Here is a 15,920-nt window from a genome sequence, read left to right on the forward strand (position 1 = left end):
CGCTGAGGGAGCCAACCATGCACGCCGTCGTCATTCACGCACCGAAAGATCTGCGGATCGATAGCTATCCAGATGCAGCGCCCGGTCCGGGCGAAGTCCGCGTCAAGATCGCGAACGGCGGCATCTGCGGCTCCGATCTGCACTACTATCATCACGGTGGCTTCGGTGTCGTGCGCATCCAGCAGCCGATGGCGCTGGGGCACGAGATCGCGGGCGTGGTCGCGGCCATCGGTGACGGCGTCACGAACGTGAAGCCGGGCACTCGGGTCGCGGTCAATCCGAGCAAGCCGTGCGGCCGGTGCCTGCATTGCCAGGAGGGTATGCGCAACCAGTGCCTCGACATGCGCTTTCTCGGCAGCGCGATGCGCTTTCCCCATGTGCAGGGCGGCTTTCGCGAATTCATCACGGTCGATGCGGCGCAGGCCGTTGCGATCGCCGACAAGCTGTCGCTGGCGGAAGCCGCGGTCGCCGAGCCGCTCGCGGTGTGCCTGCATGCCGGCAAGCAGGCCGGGCCCCTGCTCGGCAAGCGCGTGCTGATCACCGGCTGCGGCCCGATCGGCGCGCTGATGATCCTGGTCTCGCGCTTCGGCGGCGCGGCCGAGATCGTGGTCACCGACGTCGCGGAGGCGCCGCTTGCGGTCGCCAGGAAGCTCGGGGCCAGTCATGCCATCAATGTCGCGGCCGACGCCGCGGCGCTCGATCCGTGGCGCACCGGCAAGGGTGTGTTCGACACGCTGTTCGAAGCCTCGGGCAACCAGGCCGCACTCCGCACCGCGCTCGACGTGCTCAGGCCGGGTGCCACGTTGGTGCAGCTCGGCCTGGGCGGCGAAATGACGCTGCCGATCAACTCCATCGTCGCCAAGGAATTGCAGCTGCGCGGCACCTTCCGCTTCGATCCCGAATTCGAGCTGGCGGTGCGGCTGATGGGCGAAGGCCTGATCGACGTCAAGCCGCTGATCACGGCGACCATGCCGTTCGAGAACGCGGTCGCAGCGTTCGAGCTCGCCAGCGACCGCTCGCAGTCGATGAAGGTGCAATTGACGTTCTGATCGATGAGCGCTGCTATTGGTTCTCGATCAGCCGGTCGCTGACCAGCCGCACGGCGCCCCGTTTCCAGGAATAGTCCGCGCCCAGGCGCAGGCCGCTGTCGCCGCGTGCCAGCACCGCGCCGGTCCTGGCATCGCGCACCTGGAAGCCGAGCGTGTATTCGGTGCGGCTGACCCGCCGCACCACCCCGATCAGAGACTGATCCGCACCGAGCCCTTGCGCCATCGCCGCTTCGCAGCCGCCGCAGTCGCGTAAAGCGCGTGCCTTTACCGCCTCCTCGTTCGCGCTGCCGACATCGACGAGGCGGTAGCGGCCGGATTGGCCAAGGGCATCGCGCACACTGCCGGTCACTTCGGCCAGATAGGATGCATCTGCGGCCGCGAGACCGGCGGCCGGCGCCGCGGTCTTGTCCTCGAGCTCGAATTCGAACACCGCCAGCGCGATCGGCGCGGGTGCGCCGAGCGCGGCCATGATCTCGCGGGACACGAAGATCTCGGCACGCTCCCATGATTCATCATTGTCGCCGCGGAAGGTGTAGAGCTTGTCCATCACGACCTTCCTGGCGCCAACGTCGATCACGGCGACCTTGGCCCATTGCACCAGTGTGCTCGTCTTCTGGATGCCGCCGATCACCTTGAACGCCGCGCCGTCCTGGGCCGAGGGCACGAGCCGGTAGCGCCGGTCTCCGCCGATATCTTGCCGGAGCGCGGCCATGAAGGCCGCCAGCCGTCGCTCGTGGGCGGCGGTCTGGTTGGCAGGCTCCGCTGACGTATCGGTATAACTGAAATCGTCCATGGCGACGCCGACGGCAGTCTCGGCACCGAGCGCATAAGCCGCCGGAAGGACGACAAGGAGACAGACTGAGAGGATCAACCGGCGCAGGTGCATAAATGTGCCTCGTATGACGGAGCGGCGCACAATCTGGACGGCGTAATCAGGGCTCGCAGCAGCGCCGGTCCCGGCGATGACCGGGAAAATTTCACGACGGTGCACCGCACTCACGCCTGACGGCTTTGCGCTAGGTGCGTTCTGCCGTTTAATGCGGGCGCGACAACCCGTTCGCACCAGGTGCCCGCCGATGTGGAACCGCCCGAGGTTCGATCTCAAAGTCCGTCTGACGTTGCGCGTGGCCGCGATATCGGCCGCCTGCTTCGCCGTTATCTCCGCCTATTTCCTGATTACGGCCGACCGCGCGGCGCATGCGCGCCTCGACGACATCGCCGCCATCGTCGCCAAGACGCTGGAGCTACAGCAGGGCAAGATCCAGTGGGTCGCCAGCCCGCGCTCGGACTTTCCCAACCTCGACCCCGTTTCGGCCTATGTGATGACGCCCGGCCTGTGCCTGGCATTCCGCGGCACGAGCGGCGACATCCTCCAGCGCTTCTGCAGCGGCGCGCCCGCCCCGGCAAACCCACCGCCGCAAGCCTTCACGGCCTTCTATCGCAGCCTGTTCGACCCCGGCCGCGAAGCGGCACGGCCTGTGATCGTGCGCGGAGCGAAGCTTGGCGACGCCGTGGTCTCGGTCGAGCCGGCCGTGCAGACGGCGGAGGCCTGGCACGAGGCCGGCCGCCTGATGCTGGCGCTGGCGATCGCGCTGCCGCTGCTCTGCGCCCTGGTCTACGCCGCGCTGGCACGCGCGCTGCGCCCCACCCGCATGATCCGCACCGGCCTGGAGCGGATTGCCGCCAACGACCTCACCACGCGGCTGCCGCCGTTCGACCTTGCCGAGCTCTCCGCGATCCGCGACGGCTTCAACCATCTCGCCGAAAGCCTCGAGACCGCACTTGCCGAACGCAGCGAGCTGACGCGGAAGCTGATCGCGCTCCAGGACGAGGAGCGCCGCCATCTCGCGCGCGAGCTGCATGACGAGTTCGGCCAGTCGCTCGCCGCCATCCGGGCGCTCGCCTCCTCCGCCCGCCAGACCGCCGCGCAGGACTGCCCTTCCTTGCTTGGCGAATGCGACGGCATCGCGCGGACCGCAACCGGCATGATGGAGACGTTGCGCGGCACACTGTTCCGGCTGCGGCCGCCGGATGTCGAGGAGCTCGGGCTCGTCGCCAGCCTCGAAGGCCTGGTCGCGGGCTGGAACGGGCGCAGCCGCGGCGAGACGCGCTTCTCGATCCGGTTCGACGGCGCATTCGAGACCCTGCCGGCCACGATCAGCGCCAGCCTCTACCGGATCGTGCAGGAGGCGCTCACCAATGCCGCCAAGCATGCCGTCGCCACGCGGGTCAGCCTGGAATTGACGATGGGGGCGAGCGAGATCGCGCTTGCGATCGACGATGACGGACGCGCGACCGATCCCGTCGCGAAATCCGGAATGGGCCTGCTCGGCATGCGCGAGCGCGTCGCGGCCTTGCGCGGCCAATTGAGCTTCGAGGCCAAGCCGAACGGCGGCTCCGCACTGCGCGTCGTCATTCCGCTCGCAGCCGCCGATCGGCCGCCGCTGGAGCACGCCGCATGAGCGCGGCCGGCGCGACCATTCTGCTGGTCGACGACCATTCCGTCGTCCGCGAGGGCTATCGCTCCGTGCTCCAGAAGCAGCCGGGACTTCGCGTCATCGCCGAAGCCGCCGACGGCGCCGAGGCCTATCGTCTCTACAAATCGGAGGCGCCCGACCTCGTCATCATGGATCTGAGCATGCCCGGCATCGGCGGCATCGAGGCGGTCAGGCGCATCAGGCAGTGGGACAAGGGCGCGAGGATCCTCGTCTTCACCATGCACGAGAATGCCGGCTTTGCCGTGCAGGCGATCCGCGCCGGCGCCAGGGGCTACGTCACGAAGACCAGTCCGCCGGAGACGCTGGTGCGCGCCGTGATGGACGTGCTTGCCGGCAAGATTGCGATCAGCCCCGACATCGACCATGAGCTCGCGCTGAGCCGGCTGGCTGGGGAAAGCTCTGCCGCCGACGTCCTCACGCCGCGCGAGTTCGAGGTGCTGCGGCTGCTGCTCGCCGAGAATACGACAGAGGAGATCGCCGAGACGCTCCATGTCAGCCCGAAGACGGTGGCGAACCTGCATTCCCTGATCAAGGACAAGCTCGGCGTCGGATCCGACATCGAGCTGGTCCGGCTGGCGCTGCGCCAGGGCATCTTGACGGAGGTCGATCTCGGCGAGGCCTGATTGCTCAAGCCAGATAGCGCGTGAGATAGCCTTCCATCGCGTAGAGCGCACAAAGCGCAAGGCTCGACCACACGGCGGCGGTGAAATACAGGAACATCCAGGTCAGCTCGCCCTTCCAGTGCGCGATGTCGTGGGTCACGACCCAGCGCGTCGAGACGTCATGCAGGCCTTCGAGGAAGCCGAGCAACCGGTTGCCCTCTTCATACCCTGCCCGCCAGCGGCTGAGATACATCGGCACGTCGACGGTGACGAGGAAGGCCAGGAAGCAGGCGATGCCGACGATGCCGGCAATCAGCGCCCAGCGCACCGGCCCCTGGAATTCCGGCATCAGCCGGCACAGCGCGATGCCCGCGAGGAAGAATGTCACCGCCCACAGCGAGTTCTCGATCGCGTTGAAAAGGAAGTTTGTCGTCACCACCGCATACCAGGAGAAGCACTCCGCGATGATGATGATGGGCACGATCACCCACGCGATGTTCACAACCGTCTCGGCGCCCGTCATGGTCCCGAGTTGATGCAGGATGACCGCCCATTGCGCCGCGAAGCACAGTTCGGCCACGGTCGCGACCGTGCGGCCGACGAAGACGCTGGAGAGCCAGGTGTCGAACAGACAGATGCGCTGCACGTCGGCGCGCGGCAGGAACGAGCGGAAGGCGCAGCCGAAGACATAGCCGGCGCAGAGCAGGAACATCAGTCCGATGTCGGAGCCGCCACTGATGCTGCCGGCGGACGTGGGATAGAACGCGCGGTACAGCATGAACCAGGCGAGAATGTTGGCAGCACTGACCAGCGTCAGGGACCCCCACCACCACGCGAGGGGATTTGTCCGCGCCTGCCACTGCAACATGAATCGCTCCGCTGTAATCGATATGACATTCAGTCGTAATAATCCTGTCACAACAACCCACGGAATCACGACGAGAATCTGTGTGCGGCGGAGCTCGTCGCGCACATTTTATCCGCACGGGCAACGCCGCCGCGTGTCCGGATAGTGGACACAAAATACAATTTTATGAATCTATTGGACAACCGCCCCGACCGGGTTCATTAATCCTGGATGGCCAAAACCGCGTCCAAACCGATCCGCGCCTCCTCGTCCGCTGCCGCCGTGCTGGCGGACAGCATCGACGACGCCGCGTTCGCGACGACGCTGGCAAAGGGTCTCGTGGTGCTCGAAGCGTTCAAGGCGGGAGCGACGCAGCTCGGCAACATGGAGCTGTCGACGCTGACCGGGATTCCGCGTCCAACGGTGGCGCGGCTGACGCATACGCTCGCCGAGCTCGGCTACCTCCGCTACGATTCCGAACGCGCCAAATATCGCGTCGGCGCGCGCGCCCTTCGCATGGCGCATCCGCTGCTCGCCGACATGCAGTTCCGCCAGGTCGCGCGGCCCATGATGCAGGAGCTCGCGCAAAGCGTGCGCGGCACGGTCTCGATCGGCCTGCTCGATGCGACCTCCATGATCTATGTCGAGACTGCGCGCTCCGGCGACGTCGGCCCGCACGTCCCCGACATCGGCATGCCCATTTCCGTGGTGATGACGGCGATGGGCCGTGCCGCGGCGGCGACCTTGCCGCAGGCCGATGCCGCGCTGCTCGAAGAGCGCATTGCAAGCGAGGATACCGAGCTGTGGTTGGCCTTCCGCGAGACATACCGCGCCGGCCTCGCACAATGCATCAGCCGCGGCTTCTGCACCTGCTTCGGCGAGTACATCGCCTCGATCCATGCCGTCGCCGCGCCGCTGTTTCATGCGCGTGAGGCGAAGCAGGCCTTTTCGATCAATTGCGGCATCCCCGCATTCCGGCTCCAGCCCGGCCAGCTGGAGGGCGAGATCGGCCCGCGCATTGCCGCTCTTGCCGACAGCATCCGCACCATGATTGGGGCGGCACCGGCGACCGAAACACAAAAGCAGAACAAGAAGAGCGCCAGGCGATGAACAAGACAATCGGCGCTCCGCCATCGGGAGGCCACCATGACCATCACACGGCGAACATTTTTGGGCACCCTCGCTCTTTCGATATCCGGACTTCCATTCGCCGCACGCGCTGAGGACGCCTGGCCGTCGCGTATGGTGCGGCTGATCTCGCCTTACGGGCCCGGCGGCTCCAACGACATCTCGCTGCGGCTGCTGGCCGAAGAGTTCGGCCGCAACCTGCACCAGCAATTCATCGTCGAGAACAAGCCGGGCGCCGGCACGCGCATCGCCAACGACACGGTCGCGCATGCGCCGGGCGACGGCTATACCCTCCTCTATGTCGCGGCCCCCTATGCGACCGCCGAAGCGCTGTTCGGCAAGCTGACCTATGAGCGCAAGGATCTGCAGCCCGTCGCCATGGCTGTGATCGCGCCACTGTTCCTGATCATCAGCGCGGACGCGCCGTTCAAGACGCTCCCCCAATTGATCGCCTACGGCAAATCGAAGCCGGATGGCCTGACCTTCGCCTCGCCCGGCGCCGGATCGCAGCCGCATCTTGCCGGCGAACTCCTGTTCAGGGATGCCGGTGTCAAGGGGCTCAACATTCCCTTCCGTGGCGATGCGGCGTCCTACACCGAGCTGCTCGCCGGCCGCGTCGATGCCACGCTGACGGCGCTGCCGACCGCACTGCCCTACATCCAGAGCGGCAAGTTCATCGTGCTCGGCGTCGCCTCGGCCGAACGCAGCGCGCTTTACCCGCAGGCGCCGACCCTGCGCGAGCAGGGTTTTCCCAACGTGGCCGCGGCCGGCTGGTACGGCTTCATGGCGCCTTCGACGACGCCGCGGGCGATCGTCGACAAGCTGCAGGCCGAAGTCTTGCGCGCGCTGGCCGAGCCGGCGATCAAGGACAAGCTGACGGCCCAGGGCCTCGAAGTGCGCGCGGGCACCGCGGCCGAATTCGGCCAGTTCATCGACAACGAAACAAGAAAGTGGACCGGGCTGATCCGCGAGGCCGGCCTCAAGGGCGAGTGACAGTCACGAACAGGGAATGGAAATGAAAAACGTACTTCTCAAACGTGTCGCGGCAGTCGCGATCCTTCTCGCGCTATCGATCCCGGCGGCACAGGCCCAGAAGAAATACGATCCCGGCGCATCCGACACCGAGATCAAGGTCGGCCAGACCGTCCCGCTCAGCGGGCCGGCCTCGGCCTATGCCGTCATCGGCAAGACCCAGGCCGCCTACATGAAGATGATCAACGACCAGGGCGGCGTCAACGGCCGCAAGGTCAATCTGATCCAGTATGACGATGCCTATTCGCCTCCGAAGACGGTTGAGCAGACCCGCAAGCTTGTCGAAAGCGACGAGGTGCTGCTGACCTTCCAGATCATTGGCACGGCGCCCAATGTCGCCGTGCAAAAATATCTCAACGCCAAGAAGGTCCCGCAGCTCTTCGCGGCAACGGGCGCGGCGCGTTTCACCGATCCGAAGAACTTCCCCTGGACCATGGGCTTCAATCCGTCCTACCTCGTCGAGGGCCGGATCTACGCGCAATATCTTCTGAAGAACCATCCGAACGCCAGGATCGGCGTGCTCTATCAGAACGACGATCTCGGCAAGGATTACCTCGCCGGCTTCAAGGCAGGTCTCGGTGACAAAGCGAAGATGATCGTCGCCGAGACGTCCTACGAGATCACCGAGCCGACCATCGACTCGCAGATCCTGCGGTTGAAGGATGCCGGTGCCGATGTGCTGTTCAGCGCCACCACGCCGAAACAGGCCGCGCAGGCGATCAAGAAGGTGGCCGAGATCGGCTGGAAGCCGCTGCACATCATCGACATCAACGCCTCCTCGGTCAGCGCGGTGCTGAAACCTGCCGGACTCGACAACGCCAAGGGCGTCGTCAGCGTCGGTTATGTCAAGGATTCAGCCGATCCCGAATGGAAGGACGATCCCGGCATGAAGCGATATCTCGCCTTCATGGCCAAGTACTACCCGGAGGGCGACAAGGATTCGAACCTGAACGTCTACGGCTATATCACCGCGCAGCTGCTGGTGCAGGTGCTGAAGCAATGCGGCGACGATCTCACGCGCGAGAACGTGATGCGCCAGGCCGCCAGCCTGAACAACATCGCACTCGACCTGACGCTGCCGGGCATCTCGGTGACGACGACGCCGACGGACTACCGCGTCAACAAGCAGTTCCAGATGGTGCAGTTCGACGGCCAGCGCTGGCAGAAACTCGGCGACATCGTCACGGACGACGCGAAGGAATGAAGCGCCCCTCATCCCGAGGGGCGCGCGCCTTGAAGAAGGCTTCACCAATGGTCCTCGTGCTTCGAGGCGGCCGCTCCGCGGCCTCCTCCGCATGAGAGAGGAAGTGGCTGCTCGCCCTACCTCTTCATCCCACTCACATAGGCCGCGAGCTTGTCGAGTGTCTGGTAGCCGTATTCGACGGCACCGAAGTTGATCATGCCGTCGCGCTGCGCCGCGCTCGACGCCAGCTGCCGCATCATCAGAACCGTCTTGCCGTTGCTCTGCTCGGCGAAGGTGACGGTGAAACGGAACATTCCGGGATCCTCGTCCTGGTCGGTACCGTGATCCATCTCCATCAGCGACGGCCGTTCGATGCGGCGAAAGCGCATGCGGTTCGGGTAGACCGTGCCGTCCGGGCCGATCATGTTGAAGCGCCAGACGCCGCCGACCCGCACGTCGATCTCGAAGGTCTCGAGCTTGAAGCCCTTCGGGCCGAACCATTGCGGCAGATGCTTCGGGTCGGACCACGCTTCGAACACCAGATCGCGCGGCGCGTCGATCACGCGCGACATCACGATCTCACGGTCGAGCGACCATTGCGACAGAGCGGGATTGGCAGAATTCGTCATCGTCAGGAACCTTTCCGTCTGGTTGTCTTGTCGATCGGCTTGTTACTTGTCTTGGTCGCCCGTTTGGCAGCCGCCCGCTCTTTCTTCAGCTTCATTACATAGGTTTCGAAGCGATCGAGCCGCGCCTCCCAGATCGCACGCTGGTGCTGGAACCAGTCCTCCGCAGTGAGGAGCGCGTCAGGACTGAGGCGGCAGGTGCGCACGCGGCCGGATTTCTCCGACAGGACGAGACCGCTCGTCTCCAGCACATGGATGTGCTTCATGAAGCTCGGCAGCGCCATCGCGAAGGGATCGGCGAGTTCGCCGACCGACGCCTCGCCGGCGCAGAGCCGCATCACGATCGCCCGCCGGGTGGGATCGGCAAGGGCCGCGAAAACCTGATCGAGCCGGGATAGTTGGTTAGCCATGGGGCTAACTATAGGGCTGCCATGATCTCGCGTCAACAATTGTTAGCCAATTAGCTAAGTTAATTTTGCCCGACTGGTAGCCTGGATGAAGGGAAGCGTAATCGGGGCCGCTCGCTCGGCTGCGGCACTTTCCGGGTTGCGCTTCGCTCCATCCGGGCTAACGGACCATTCGCGCGGAACCCACCACGCGCAATCGTGAATAGGGAGGATCGGCCCTTCCCACTACAAGAGACTGGGGGCGCATCGAATCTTGCGCCAGAGCCGTGTCGTCTGTTGTCACCTCATCGTATCTCACCCGACGGGCGCTCGCCCGGGCCGCGCTCGTTCCCCTTGCGCTTGCATGGCCGCGCGGGGCCGCCGCGGATTCCGACATGATCGCGCAGATGCGCGACATCGTTGCGAACGAACTGACGCCGACCGCGACGCCGGACCAGCCGGGCGGTCTCGCCGCTGCACTTTATGCCGGCAGCCATGTCGAGTACTTCAATTACGGCTTTGCCGACAGCGCCACGCGAAGGCCGGTCACGCCGGACACGCTGTTCAACCTCGGTTCCCTACGCAAGCCGTTTGAGGCGACGCTGGTTGCGCTCGGCACCCTCCGCGGCGAACTGCGGCTCGACGATCGTCTGGCGAAATATCAGCCGGAGCTCACCGGCGACTATGTTCGCCGCATCACTGTCGGCGAACTCGTCACGCACACCTCAGGCATGCTGCTGCCGACCGATCATCCGCCGTGGCCGAGCGACACGTTTTCCCGCGCGCAGCTCATCGACATGTTCAACAGCTGGAGACCGCAAGCCGGCGAAGCGCCCGGCAAGCAGCGCGTCTACAGCCACGCCGGCTACGTGCTGCTTCAACTCGTGCTCGAGCGCTGTTACGGCGCTCCGATCGCAACCCTGTTTGAACAACACATCCTCAAGCCGATCGGCATGGATGCGACCTCCGTGCCCGAACGCGGCGAGGACAGCCGTGCCGTCATGGACGACGCCTGGATGCAGCTCGCGGTCCAGGGCTACTCGGATCAGGGCATGGCAATCGGCCCCATCGGCAACCAGCAGAGTTATTTTGATTTCCCCGGCACCGGCCAGATGTTTTCTTCGCCGCGGGATCTCGCCGCATTCGTTGCGGCCTGCGTCGATGGGCGGTCGACCGAGCCTCACTTGCGCGAGGCCCTGCGGATGACGCAGCACGAGATTTTCCGCGTCGACGACAAGTTTGGGCAGGGAATGGCCTGGGAGACGGTGCGTCTGCCGGGCGTCACCGTCGTCGACAAGCCGGGTGGGCTCAACAACGCCTCTGGCTATATCGGCCTGGTGCCGGCGCAGCGGATCGGGATCGTCCTGCTCGCCAATCGGGGCGAATATCCGCACGAGATCGCGCGCTACAGGATCCTGCCAGCATTGGCGCATCTGGTGGCATCGCACTGAGTCCGCCTAGCGAAAAACAGAAAGCCCCGGCTAAGCCGGGCTTTCCACGCCAGGTCGGAACGGGAATGCTCAGTACCTGGCAACGACGGGTCCGCCGAACTTATAGTTCACGCCGACGCGCACGATGTTCGATTTGAGATCGACCGAGTGGGTGAAGACGTTGGTCGGAAACGCGCCGCCAAGCAGATTGGTGCTGGTCACGGTGCTGCGTCCGAGGTCGACGTAGAGATATTCCGCCTTGAGCGACCAGCCACCGCCGAAGGCATATTCGGTGCCGACACCTGCGGTCCAGCCCAAGCGTGTGTCGCGGAACGCGGCCGACTCAGTCGCCGCAGCGAACGTGTCCACGAAGTTGAAAATGCCCTTCACCTCGGCGATCGCCGCACCGCCGGTGGCGTAGAGCAGCCAGGTCGGAGCAGCGAGGAAACCGATGCGGCCGCGGATGGTGGCGAGCCAGTCGGCCGAGACCGACGACGACACGGTGAAGCCGGTCGGTGCGCAGCACGGATAGAGCGCCGAACCCGTCGCACTGCCCTTGAAGCCGAAATAGTTGATATCGCCTTCCAGGCCGAGCACGGCGTTGTTGAGTTGCCAGTTATAGCCGGCGGTAAGACCGCCGGTGACGCTGGAGCTGTTGACACGCTGGGCGCCGACTGCAGCAATCGCGGTAACACTGGTGTCCGCGAAATAGCCGGCGGGATCGAACGCGGTCGAGGTGGCCGGATCGGCGCTGCCCCATTGCCCGCCGACATTGCCGCCGACGTAAAAGCCGGTCCAGCTGTAGGCCGTCGCCATCATCGGCGCCTTGGTGTAGTGCGCCGCGAGGTCGGCCGCCTGCACGGATGCGGAGCCCAAAACAACCGCGGCAACCGCCAGCAAAAACTTCTTCATTCCAGTCTCCTTGCCCCGCGCGATTGATCTCGCGTTTCGAATGCGCGGGCGGAAGTTGTCCGGCGCAGATTGGGCATAGGCTGCCGGTCCCTCGCCGTCTTGGGCTGCGGCGAAGTTCATAGGGACTGTGACGTAGCGTGAGCCGTGCGGCACGCGAACGCGTGACGGGTGTGACTGGAGGGCCACGCGTCATCCCTCCTCCGTGACGCGCGACGCACACCACTGTCGCATCGCGACAACCCGCGCGCGATCCGACGCTCCGCGTCTCAGACCGAACGCGTCAGTCCGCCGTCGACGCGGATGTTCTGTCCCGTGATATAGGCCGCGCCATCGGACGCCAGGAACGAGATCGTCGCGGCGATCTCCTCGACCTTGCCGTAGCGCCGCATCGGCACGCTGTCGCGGCGTGCATCCAGCTGCGGCAGGCTGTCGATCCAGCCCGGCAGCACATTGTTCATCCGGATGTTGTCGGCGGCATGGGTGTCGGTGAAGATCTTCGTGAAGGCGGCGAGGCCAGCGCGGAACACCGCAGAGGTCGGAAACATCGCGCTCGGCTCGAACGCCCAGGCGGTCGAGATGTTGATGATGGCGCCGCCCTTCTGCGTCTGCATGATCGGCATCACCAGCCGGGTCGGACGGATCACGTTGAGCAGATAGGTGTCGAGGCCGGTGTGCCACTGCTCGTCGGTGATCTCGGTGATCGCCGCCCGGGGGGCCCATGGCCCGCGCTGTTGACGAGCACGTCGATGCGTCCCCATCGGGCAAGCGCCCCGTCCACAAGCCGCTTCAGATCGTCGTTCGACTTGTTGGAACCGGTGATCCCTAACCCACCGAGCTCGGCTGCCAGCGCCTCGCCCTTGCCGGAAGAAGACAGGATGGCGATGCGAAAGCCGTCGGCTGCGAGCCGGCGCGCAGCCCCTGCCCCCATGCCGCTGCCGCCGGCGGTCACGAGTGCGACCTTCTCTGCTGCCATCTCTGCTGCCATGAGCGATCATCCTTTGTGATATCGTGGAGGCGAGCCGTGGGCCCGGCCTATCATGAGGCCTTCTACCGCCGGACCGGCCGGAAGGTCCACCGTCGAAGGCGACTTGAAAGATGAGCGATTTGGAGATCCGCAATTTGCGCCCCGAGGAGATCGCCATCGCCGTCGACTGGGCCGCGGCCGAGGGCTGGAATCCGGGCCTCTCCGACGCCGCCTGTTTCGCGATCCCGGACGCGAAGGGCTTCTTCGTCGGCGAGATCGACGGCGAGCCGGTCGCGACCGTCTCCTGCGTCAACTACGACGATCGCTTCGCGTTTCTCGGCTTCTACATCGTGCGATCGGGTTTTCGCGACAGAGGCCACGGCCTGCGCATGTGGAACGCGGCGATCGCGCATGCGGGCGCTCGCGTGATCGGCCTCGACGGCGTCGTGGCACAGCAGGACAATTACAGAAAGTCCGGCTTCCAGCTTGCTCACGCCAATGTCCGCTATGGCGGCTTCGTCGCCGCGCCATCGAGGCCGCCCGCCGATGTCGTTGCGCTCGACACGATCCCGCTCGCGCTCGTTGAAGCCGACGATGCAACGGTTTTTCCGGCTCCGCGCAGTGCCTTCCTGCGTGCCTGGATCGGCACATCAGGACATGTCGGGCGCGCGCTGCTGCGCGACGGCAAGCTCGCTGCATGGGGCGTGATCCGGCCGTGCCGGATCGGCCGCAAGATCGGCCCGCTCGTCGCCGACGACCGCGCGGCGGCGGAAGCGATCGTGCAGGCCTTGCTGGAAAGCGCAAACGGCGGCGAGATCTTCCTCGACGTCCCCGCCGTCAATCGCGAGGCGATTGCGCTTGTGGAATCACTCGGGCTGAAGCCGGTGTTCGAGACGGCGCGGATGTACACGGGGCCGATCGCGCCGCTGCGGACCGACCGCGTCTTCGGCGTGACCAGTTTTGAGCTGGGCTAGCTGAGCCGAACTCGCTGCTCAGTAGCAGCGCATGATGTTGACGGTGTGCTCGCCGCCGCCGCGGCCGGGCACAGTGACCTGCTCCGTCGGACAGCTCGGCACGTAGGGCCGGTCTGACGGCACCACGTTGGGCGGGAAGCGATGCGTCCAGTCCCAGGGAACGTCGTACGTATAGGTGTAGCGCACGTCGCTGGAGACGGGTTGGGCGGTCTCGGCGAAAGGCTGGCCGTAGCCAGCATTGTCATAGTAGAACCCGCCGCCGCCCGGCCAGTAGACCCAGGGCGTGTTGCGGCCACGGAACCTGGCGCCCGGCGCAATCGGCGGACGCGCCGCCGGACCGGAAGGCGTGGCGGCATGCGCGACGGTGCCACCGGGCCTGGCAAAACCGACGCTGGGGGCAAGGAGCAGCGCGGCTGCGCTGAGCGAGGCGAGCAACGCCCCAAATGATCTCGACATCATGATACGCACCAACTCGTTTGGCTTCGCGAATAGCGGCTCCCCACCGCACGCTAGGCCGGGCTGTCGCCCACCCGCAAACGTATAATTAATTATTGGTTAAGGCACGGGATGAACAGGGAACAAGCTGCGGCAAGACGCCCGGGATTCCGGCTGATGTCGCTCGTGTTCCCGGGAAACGGACTTCATAACCAGTTGATCGGAGTTGATCGCTTCGGCCGACAACACCCGGAACGCTCCCGCACTGCGGTCGTTGGCTCCCGACACCAGCAAGGAGCATCTCCAATGCAGAACAAATCGAAACTCCTCTGCCTGATCACGGCTTCCCTCGTCGCGGGCACGACGGCCGCCTCGGCCCAGGGCTATGATTGGAACGGATCCCGCGCGGGTTGGGATCGCACCGCCCCCGCTTACCAACCGGTTCAGCCACGCGCGTACTATCCTGATGTGGCCGGACCTTACAGTGCGCTCAACGGCACCAACCATCCCGCGCCGAGCTCGACGCAGGGCGATGTCGGCCCGGAGGGCAACAACAACGGCACCCTGACCGGCGTCTATCGCAGCTGGTAACGCCCGCTCACGATGAGCCCATCGTCCATCACGGACGATGGGCCTTCGTGCGTCAGCGGCCCTGCTGCTTGCGTAGCCAGTCCAGCATGTCCTGTGGATTTCCGGTGCTCTGCGTCACAATGGCGGTGTTGCCGCCGCTGCGACGATAGACCATCGTGCGCCCAGGCTCCTTCTCGATCTTGACCTCAGCCTGCGCCGGATCGCCGCTCTGGGTGATGACGGATGTGCCATTCTCGTCCTGAACCATTGTGGTATGGCCGTCACCTGACTCGCCAGCTCCGGCCGGCCCGGCTGTCATCGCCGTCATGATGCTCATTCCTGCTGCAAGTACGATGAACCTCATGTTGCACCTCACCTTCTGATCACCGGCTGAACTGAAATATCGACAGCCAGTTGAAGCGCCCGAATTGTCGCACCGTTCCCGTGTTCATATCGCCGATCTGGAGCAGGAGGGCATTGGTGGAATTGCCGACCTGAGTGATATCGGCGATGTTGCTCACGCCCGACTGACCGATCGCCAAATTGGTGGTGCCACCCACCTGGATCACATCGACATAATTTCGCGTGCCGTTCTGGATGATCGTCGCATCGACCGTTCCCGTGCCACCGATCTGGATGACACGCGCAATATTGATGCTGCTGTTCTCCTCGATCGTGACCGGCTGGACGTCGTTGCCGAATTGCACGATCGTTTCGATGCTCACGTTGCGGTTCGTCACGCCGCGCTGGACGGATCCGGCGGATGCCTCGGACGCGACGCTGACGGCGGCGAGCAATGCCGCCAATGCCAGGAGCAGTCTACCGCATATCATTGCCTTGCCCCCATTGCATTTCTGACGACGCTGAGGTCGCGCCAAACTCAATGGCTATTCTGGACAACAGTCGCCGAGTTGAACGCACCGAACTGGGACAGGAAACTGCTGGTCGACTGGCCGGCCTGGCCGACAAACGCGACATTGTTCACGCCCGCCTGCCCGACCGATGCCGACGTCGTCCCGCCGAATTGCAGGATTCCGGTCGCGTTGTTCGTGCCGTTTTGAGTGACAGTCGCGCTGGTGCTGCCGCCTATCATGAACACGCCGGCCATGTTGAGTTGACTGTTCTGGTTCAGCACGACCGGCGGGCCGCCGAGCGACACGATGGTCTTGATGTCGGCGGTCTGGGCACCGGCCGATCCGGCGCCTATGCAACACAAGGTGAGAAACGCGCCGCAGGCGGCGCCGGAAAAATGTCTCATGACATGCCTCGCGACTGAAAATGGAT

General features: G+C 65.0%; 18 protein-coding genes and 1 pseudogene. 9 read left to right on the forward strand and 10 right to left on the reverse strand.

Translation table 11 applies throughout. The features are described from left to right. The first annotated feature begins 17 nt into the window (after positions 1–17). The gene (locus AC0L23_RS18285; protein ID WP_085351338.1) at positions 18–1,049 is read left to right on the forward strand and encodes an L-idonate 5-dehydrogenase; all 1,032 of its coding nucleotides are present in this window, start codon (positions 18–20) and stop codon (positions 1,047–1,049) included. 13 nt (positions 1,050–1,062) lie between these two features. Here the strand turns inward: AC0L23_RS18285 and AC0L23_RS18290 are convergent, their stop codons facing one another. Further along, positions 1,063–1,935: a DUF3280 domain-containing protein gene (locus tag AC0L23_RS18290; protein WP_085351337.1), complete on the reverse strand. Its 873-nt coding sequence runs from the start codon at positions 1,933–1,935 to the stop codon at positions 1,063–1,065. A gap of 190 nt (positions 1,936–2,125) precedes the next feature. Between AC0L23_RS18290 and AC0L23_RS18295 the strand changes: the two genes are divergently transcribed. Beyond that, a complete protein-coding gene (locus AC0L23_RS18295) occupies positions 2,126–3,511 on the forward strand; it encodes a HAMP domain-containing sensor histidine kinase (RefSeq protein WP_018455245.1) in 1,386 nt (461 codons plus the stop codon). Beyond that, complete coding sequence (locus AC0L23_RS18300; RefSeq protein ID WP_018455246.1) at positions 3,508–4,170, forward strand: response regulator; 663 nt, start codon at positions 3,508–3,510, stop codon at positions 4,168–4,170. The genes AC0L23_RS18295 and AC0L23_RS18300 overlap by 4 nt, the downstream gene beginning before the upstream one ends. A gap of 4 nt (positions 4,171–4,174) precedes the next feature. Here AC0L23_RS18300 and AC0L23_RS18305 read toward each other — a convergent pair whose 3' ends face one another. Continuing rightward, positions 4,175–5,017: a hypothetical protein gene (locus tag AC0L23_RS18305; RefSeq protein WP_018455247.1), complete on the reverse strand. Its 843-nt coding sequence runs from the start codon at positions 5,015–5,017 to the stop codon at positions 4,175–4,177. 210 nt (positions 5,018–5,227) lie between these two features. Between AC0L23_RS18305 and AC0L23_RS18310 the strand changes: the two genes are divergently transcribed. The 3 genes from AC0L23_RS18310 to AC0L23_RS18320 are packed head-to-tail and all read left to right on the forward strand — an operon-like array spanning position 5,228 to position 8,360. Further along, positions 5,228–6,106, forward strand: a complete 879-nt coding sequence (locus tag AC0L23_RS18310; protein ID WP_085351335.1) for an IclR family transcriptional regulator — start codon at positions 5,228–5,230, stop codon at positions 6,104–6,106. A 36-nt stretch (positions 6,107–6,142) separates the two neighbouring features. Further along, on the forward strand, positions 6,143–7,117 hold the full coding sequence (locus AC0L23_RS18315; protein WP_085351334.1) for a Bug family tripartite tricarboxylate transporter substrate binding protein: 975 nt from the start codon (positions 6,143–6,145) through the stop codon (positions 7,115–7,117). Between the two features lie 22 nt (positions 7,118–7,139). Next, the gene (locus tag AC0L23_RS18320) at positions 7,140–8,360 is read left to right on the forward strand and encodes an ABC transporter substrate-binding protein (RefSeq protein WP_162496376.1); all 1,221 of its coding nucleotides are present in this window, start codon (positions 7,140–7,142) and stop codon (positions 8,358–8,360) included. A 116-nt stretch (positions 8,361–8,476) separates the two neighbouring features. On the opposite strand, the gene AC0L23_RS18325 is transcribed toward AC0L23_RS18320, so the two are convergent. Both AC0L23_RS18325 and AC0L23_RS18330 read right to left on the reverse strand, forming a co-directional pair. Beyond that, positions 8,477–8,968 carry an SRPBCC family protein gene (locus tag AC0L23_RS18325; protein ID WP_018455251.1) on the reverse strand — a complete coding sequence of 164 codons (492 nt, stop codon included), beginning with the start codon at positions 8,966–8,968 and terminating at the stop codon, positions 8,477–8,479. A 2-nt stretch (positions 8,969–8,970) separates the two neighbouring features. Next, complete coding sequence (locus AC0L23_RS18330; protein ID WP_094183458.1) at positions 8,971–9,375, reverse strand: ArsR/SmtB family transcription factor; 405 nt, start codon at positions 9,373–9,375, stop codon at positions 8,971–8,973. 371 nt (positions 9,376–9,746) lie between these two features. On the opposite strand from AC0L23_RS18330, the gene AC0L23_RS18335 reads away from it, so the two are divergent. Next, positions 9,747–10,802 carry a serine hydrolase gene (locus tag AC0L23_RS18335; protein WP_162496375.1) on the forward strand — a complete coding sequence of 352 codons (1,056 nt, stop codon included), beginning with the start codon at positions 9,747–9,749 and terminating at the stop codon, positions 10,800–10,802. Between the two features lie 69 nt (positions 10,803–10,871). On the opposite strand, the gene AC0L23_RS18340 is transcribed toward AC0L23_RS18335, so the two are convergent. Together AC0L23_RS18340 and AC0L23_RS18345 are read right to left on the reverse strand one after the other, a co-directional pair. Further along, positions 10,872–11,693: an outer membrane protein gene (locus AC0L23_RS18340; protein WP_085351330.1), complete on the reverse strand. Its 822-nt coding sequence runs from the start codon at positions 11,691–11,693 to the stop codon at positions 10,872–10,874. Positions 11,694–11,959: 266 nt separating this feature from the next. Next, positions 11,960–12,666: pseudogene (locus AC0L23_RS18345) on the reverse strand (SDR family oxidoreductase). A 122-nt stretch (positions 12,667–12,788) separates the two neighbouring features. Here AC0L23_RS18345 and AC0L23_RS18350 point away from each other — a divergent pair. Continuing rightward, positions 12,789–13,631 (forward strand): GNAT family N-acetyltransferase, encoded by an 843-nt coding sequence (locus AC0L23_RS18350; protein WP_085351329.1) that lies wholly within the window; start codon positions 12,789–12,791, stop codon positions 13,629–13,631. Positions 13,632–13,649: 18 nt separating this feature from the next. On the opposite strand, the gene AC0L23_RS18355 is transcribed toward AC0L23_RS18350, so the two are convergent. Continuing rightward, a complete protein-coding gene (locus AC0L23_RS18355) occupies positions 13,650–14,090 on the reverse strand; it encodes a hypothetical protein (protein ID WP_026232911.1) in 441 nt (146 codons plus the stop codon). Between the two features lie 282 nt (positions 14,091–14,372). On the opposite strand from AC0L23_RS18355, the gene AC0L23_RS18360 reads away from it, so the two are divergent. Beyond that, positions 14,373–14,657 carry a hypothetical protein gene (locus AC0L23_RS18360; protein WP_018455258.1) on the forward strand — a complete coding sequence of 95 codons (285 nt, stop codon included), beginning with the start codon at positions 14,373–14,375 and terminating at the stop codon, positions 14,655–14,657. 52 nt (positions 14,658–14,709) lie between these two features. On the opposite strand, the gene AC0L23_RS18365 is transcribed toward AC0L23_RS18360, so the two are convergent. The 3 genes from AC0L23_RS18365 to AC0L23_RS18375 all read right to left on the reverse strand — a co-directional run bounded on the left by AC0L23_RS18365 (position 14,710) and on the right by AC0L23_RS18375 (position 15,894). After that, entirely contained in the window at positions 14,710–15,000 is a 291-nt protein-coding gene (locus AC0L23_RS18365) for a hypothetical protein (RefSeq protein ID WP_026232912.1), read from the reverse strand. 19 nt (positions 15,001–15,019) lie between these two features. Beyond that, complete coding sequence (locus AC0L23_RS18370; RefSeq protein ID WP_274535547.1) at positions 15,020–15,433, reverse strand: curlin; 414 nt, start codon at positions 15,431–15,433, stop codon at positions 15,020–15,022. Between the two features lie 83 nt (positions 15,434–15,516). Next, a complete protein-coding gene (locus tag AC0L23_RS18375) occupies positions 15,517–15,894 on the reverse strand; it encodes a curlin (protein ID WP_018455263.1) in 378 nt (125 codons plus the stop codon). Between the last annotated feature and the right edge of the window lie 26 nt (positions 15,895–15,920).

It is taken from the genome of Bradyrhizobium sp. MI1.4 (assembly GCF_055811315.1).

Bases quoted from the DNA above. Each gene is read 5' to 3' on its own strand.
- AC0L23_RS18285 (WP_085351338.1), top strand. From the start codon at position 18: ATGCACGCCGTCGTCATTCACGCACCGAAAGATCTGCGGATCGATAGC.
- AC0L23_RS18290 (WP_085351337.1), bottom strand. From the start codon at position 1,935: ATGCACCTGCGCCGGTTGATCCTCTCAGTCTGTCTCCTTGTCGTCCTT.
- AC0L23_RS18295 (WP_018455245.1), top strand. From the start codon at position 2,126: ATGTGGAACCGCCCGAGGTTCGATCTCAAAGTCCGTCTGACGTTGCGC.
- AC0L23_RS18300 (WP_018455246.1), top strand. From the start codon at position 3,508: ATGAGCGCGGCCGGCGCGACCATTCTGCTGGTCGACGACCATTCCGTC.
- AC0L23_RS18305 (WP_018455247.1), bottom strand. From the start codon at position 5,017: ATGTTGCAGTGGCAGGCGCGGACAAATCCCCTCGCGTGGTGGTGGGGG.
- AC0L23_RS18310 (WP_085351335.1), top strand. From the start codon at position 5,228: ATGGCCAAAACCGCGTCCAAACCGATCCGCGCCTCCTCGTCCGCTGCC.
- AC0L23_RS18315 (WP_085351334.1), top strand. From the start codon at position 6,143: ATGACCATCACACGGCGAACATTTTTGGGCACCCTCGCTCTTTCGATA.
- AC0L23_RS18320 (WP_162496376.1), top strand. From the start codon at position 7,140: ATGAAAAACGTACTTCTCAAACGTGTCGCGGCAGTCGCGATCCTTCTC.
- AC0L23_RS18325 (WP_018455251.1), bottom strand. From the start codon at position 8,968: ATGACGAATTCTGCCAATCCCGCTCTGTCGCAATGGTCGCTCGACCGT.
- AC0L23_RS18330 (WP_094183458.1), bottom strand. From the start codon at position 9,375: ATGGCTAACCAACTATCCCGGCTCGATCAGGTTTTCGCGGCCCTTGCC.
- AC0L23_RS18335 (WP_162496375.1), top strand. From the start codon at position 9,747: ATGATCGCGCAGATGCGCGACATCGTTGCGAACGAACTGACGCCGACC.
- AC0L23_RS18340 (WP_085351330.1), bottom strand. From the start codon at position 11,693: ATGAAGAAGTTTTTGCTGGCGGTTGCCGCGGTTGTTTTGGGCTCCGCA.
- AC0L23_RS18350 (WP_085351329.1), top strand. From the start codon at position 12,789: ATGAGCGATTTGGAGATCCGCAATTTGCGCCCCGAGGAGATCGCCATC.
- AC0L23_RS18355 (WP_026232911.1), bottom strand. From the start codon at position 14,090: ATGATGTCGAGATCATTTGGGGCGTTGCTCGCCTCGCTCAGCGCAGCC.
- AC0L23_RS18360 (WP_018455258.1), top strand. From the start codon at position 14,373: ATGCAGAACAAATCGAAACTCCTCTGCCTGATCACGGCTTCCCTCGTC.
- AC0L23_RS18365 (WP_026232912.1), bottom strand. From the start codon at position 15,000: ATGAGGTTCATCGTACTTGCAGCAGGAATGAGCATCATGACGGCGATG.
- AC0L23_RS18375 (WP_018455263.1), bottom strand. From the start codon at position 15,894: ATGAGACATTTTTCCGGCGCCGCCTGCGGCGCGTTTCTCACCTTGTGT.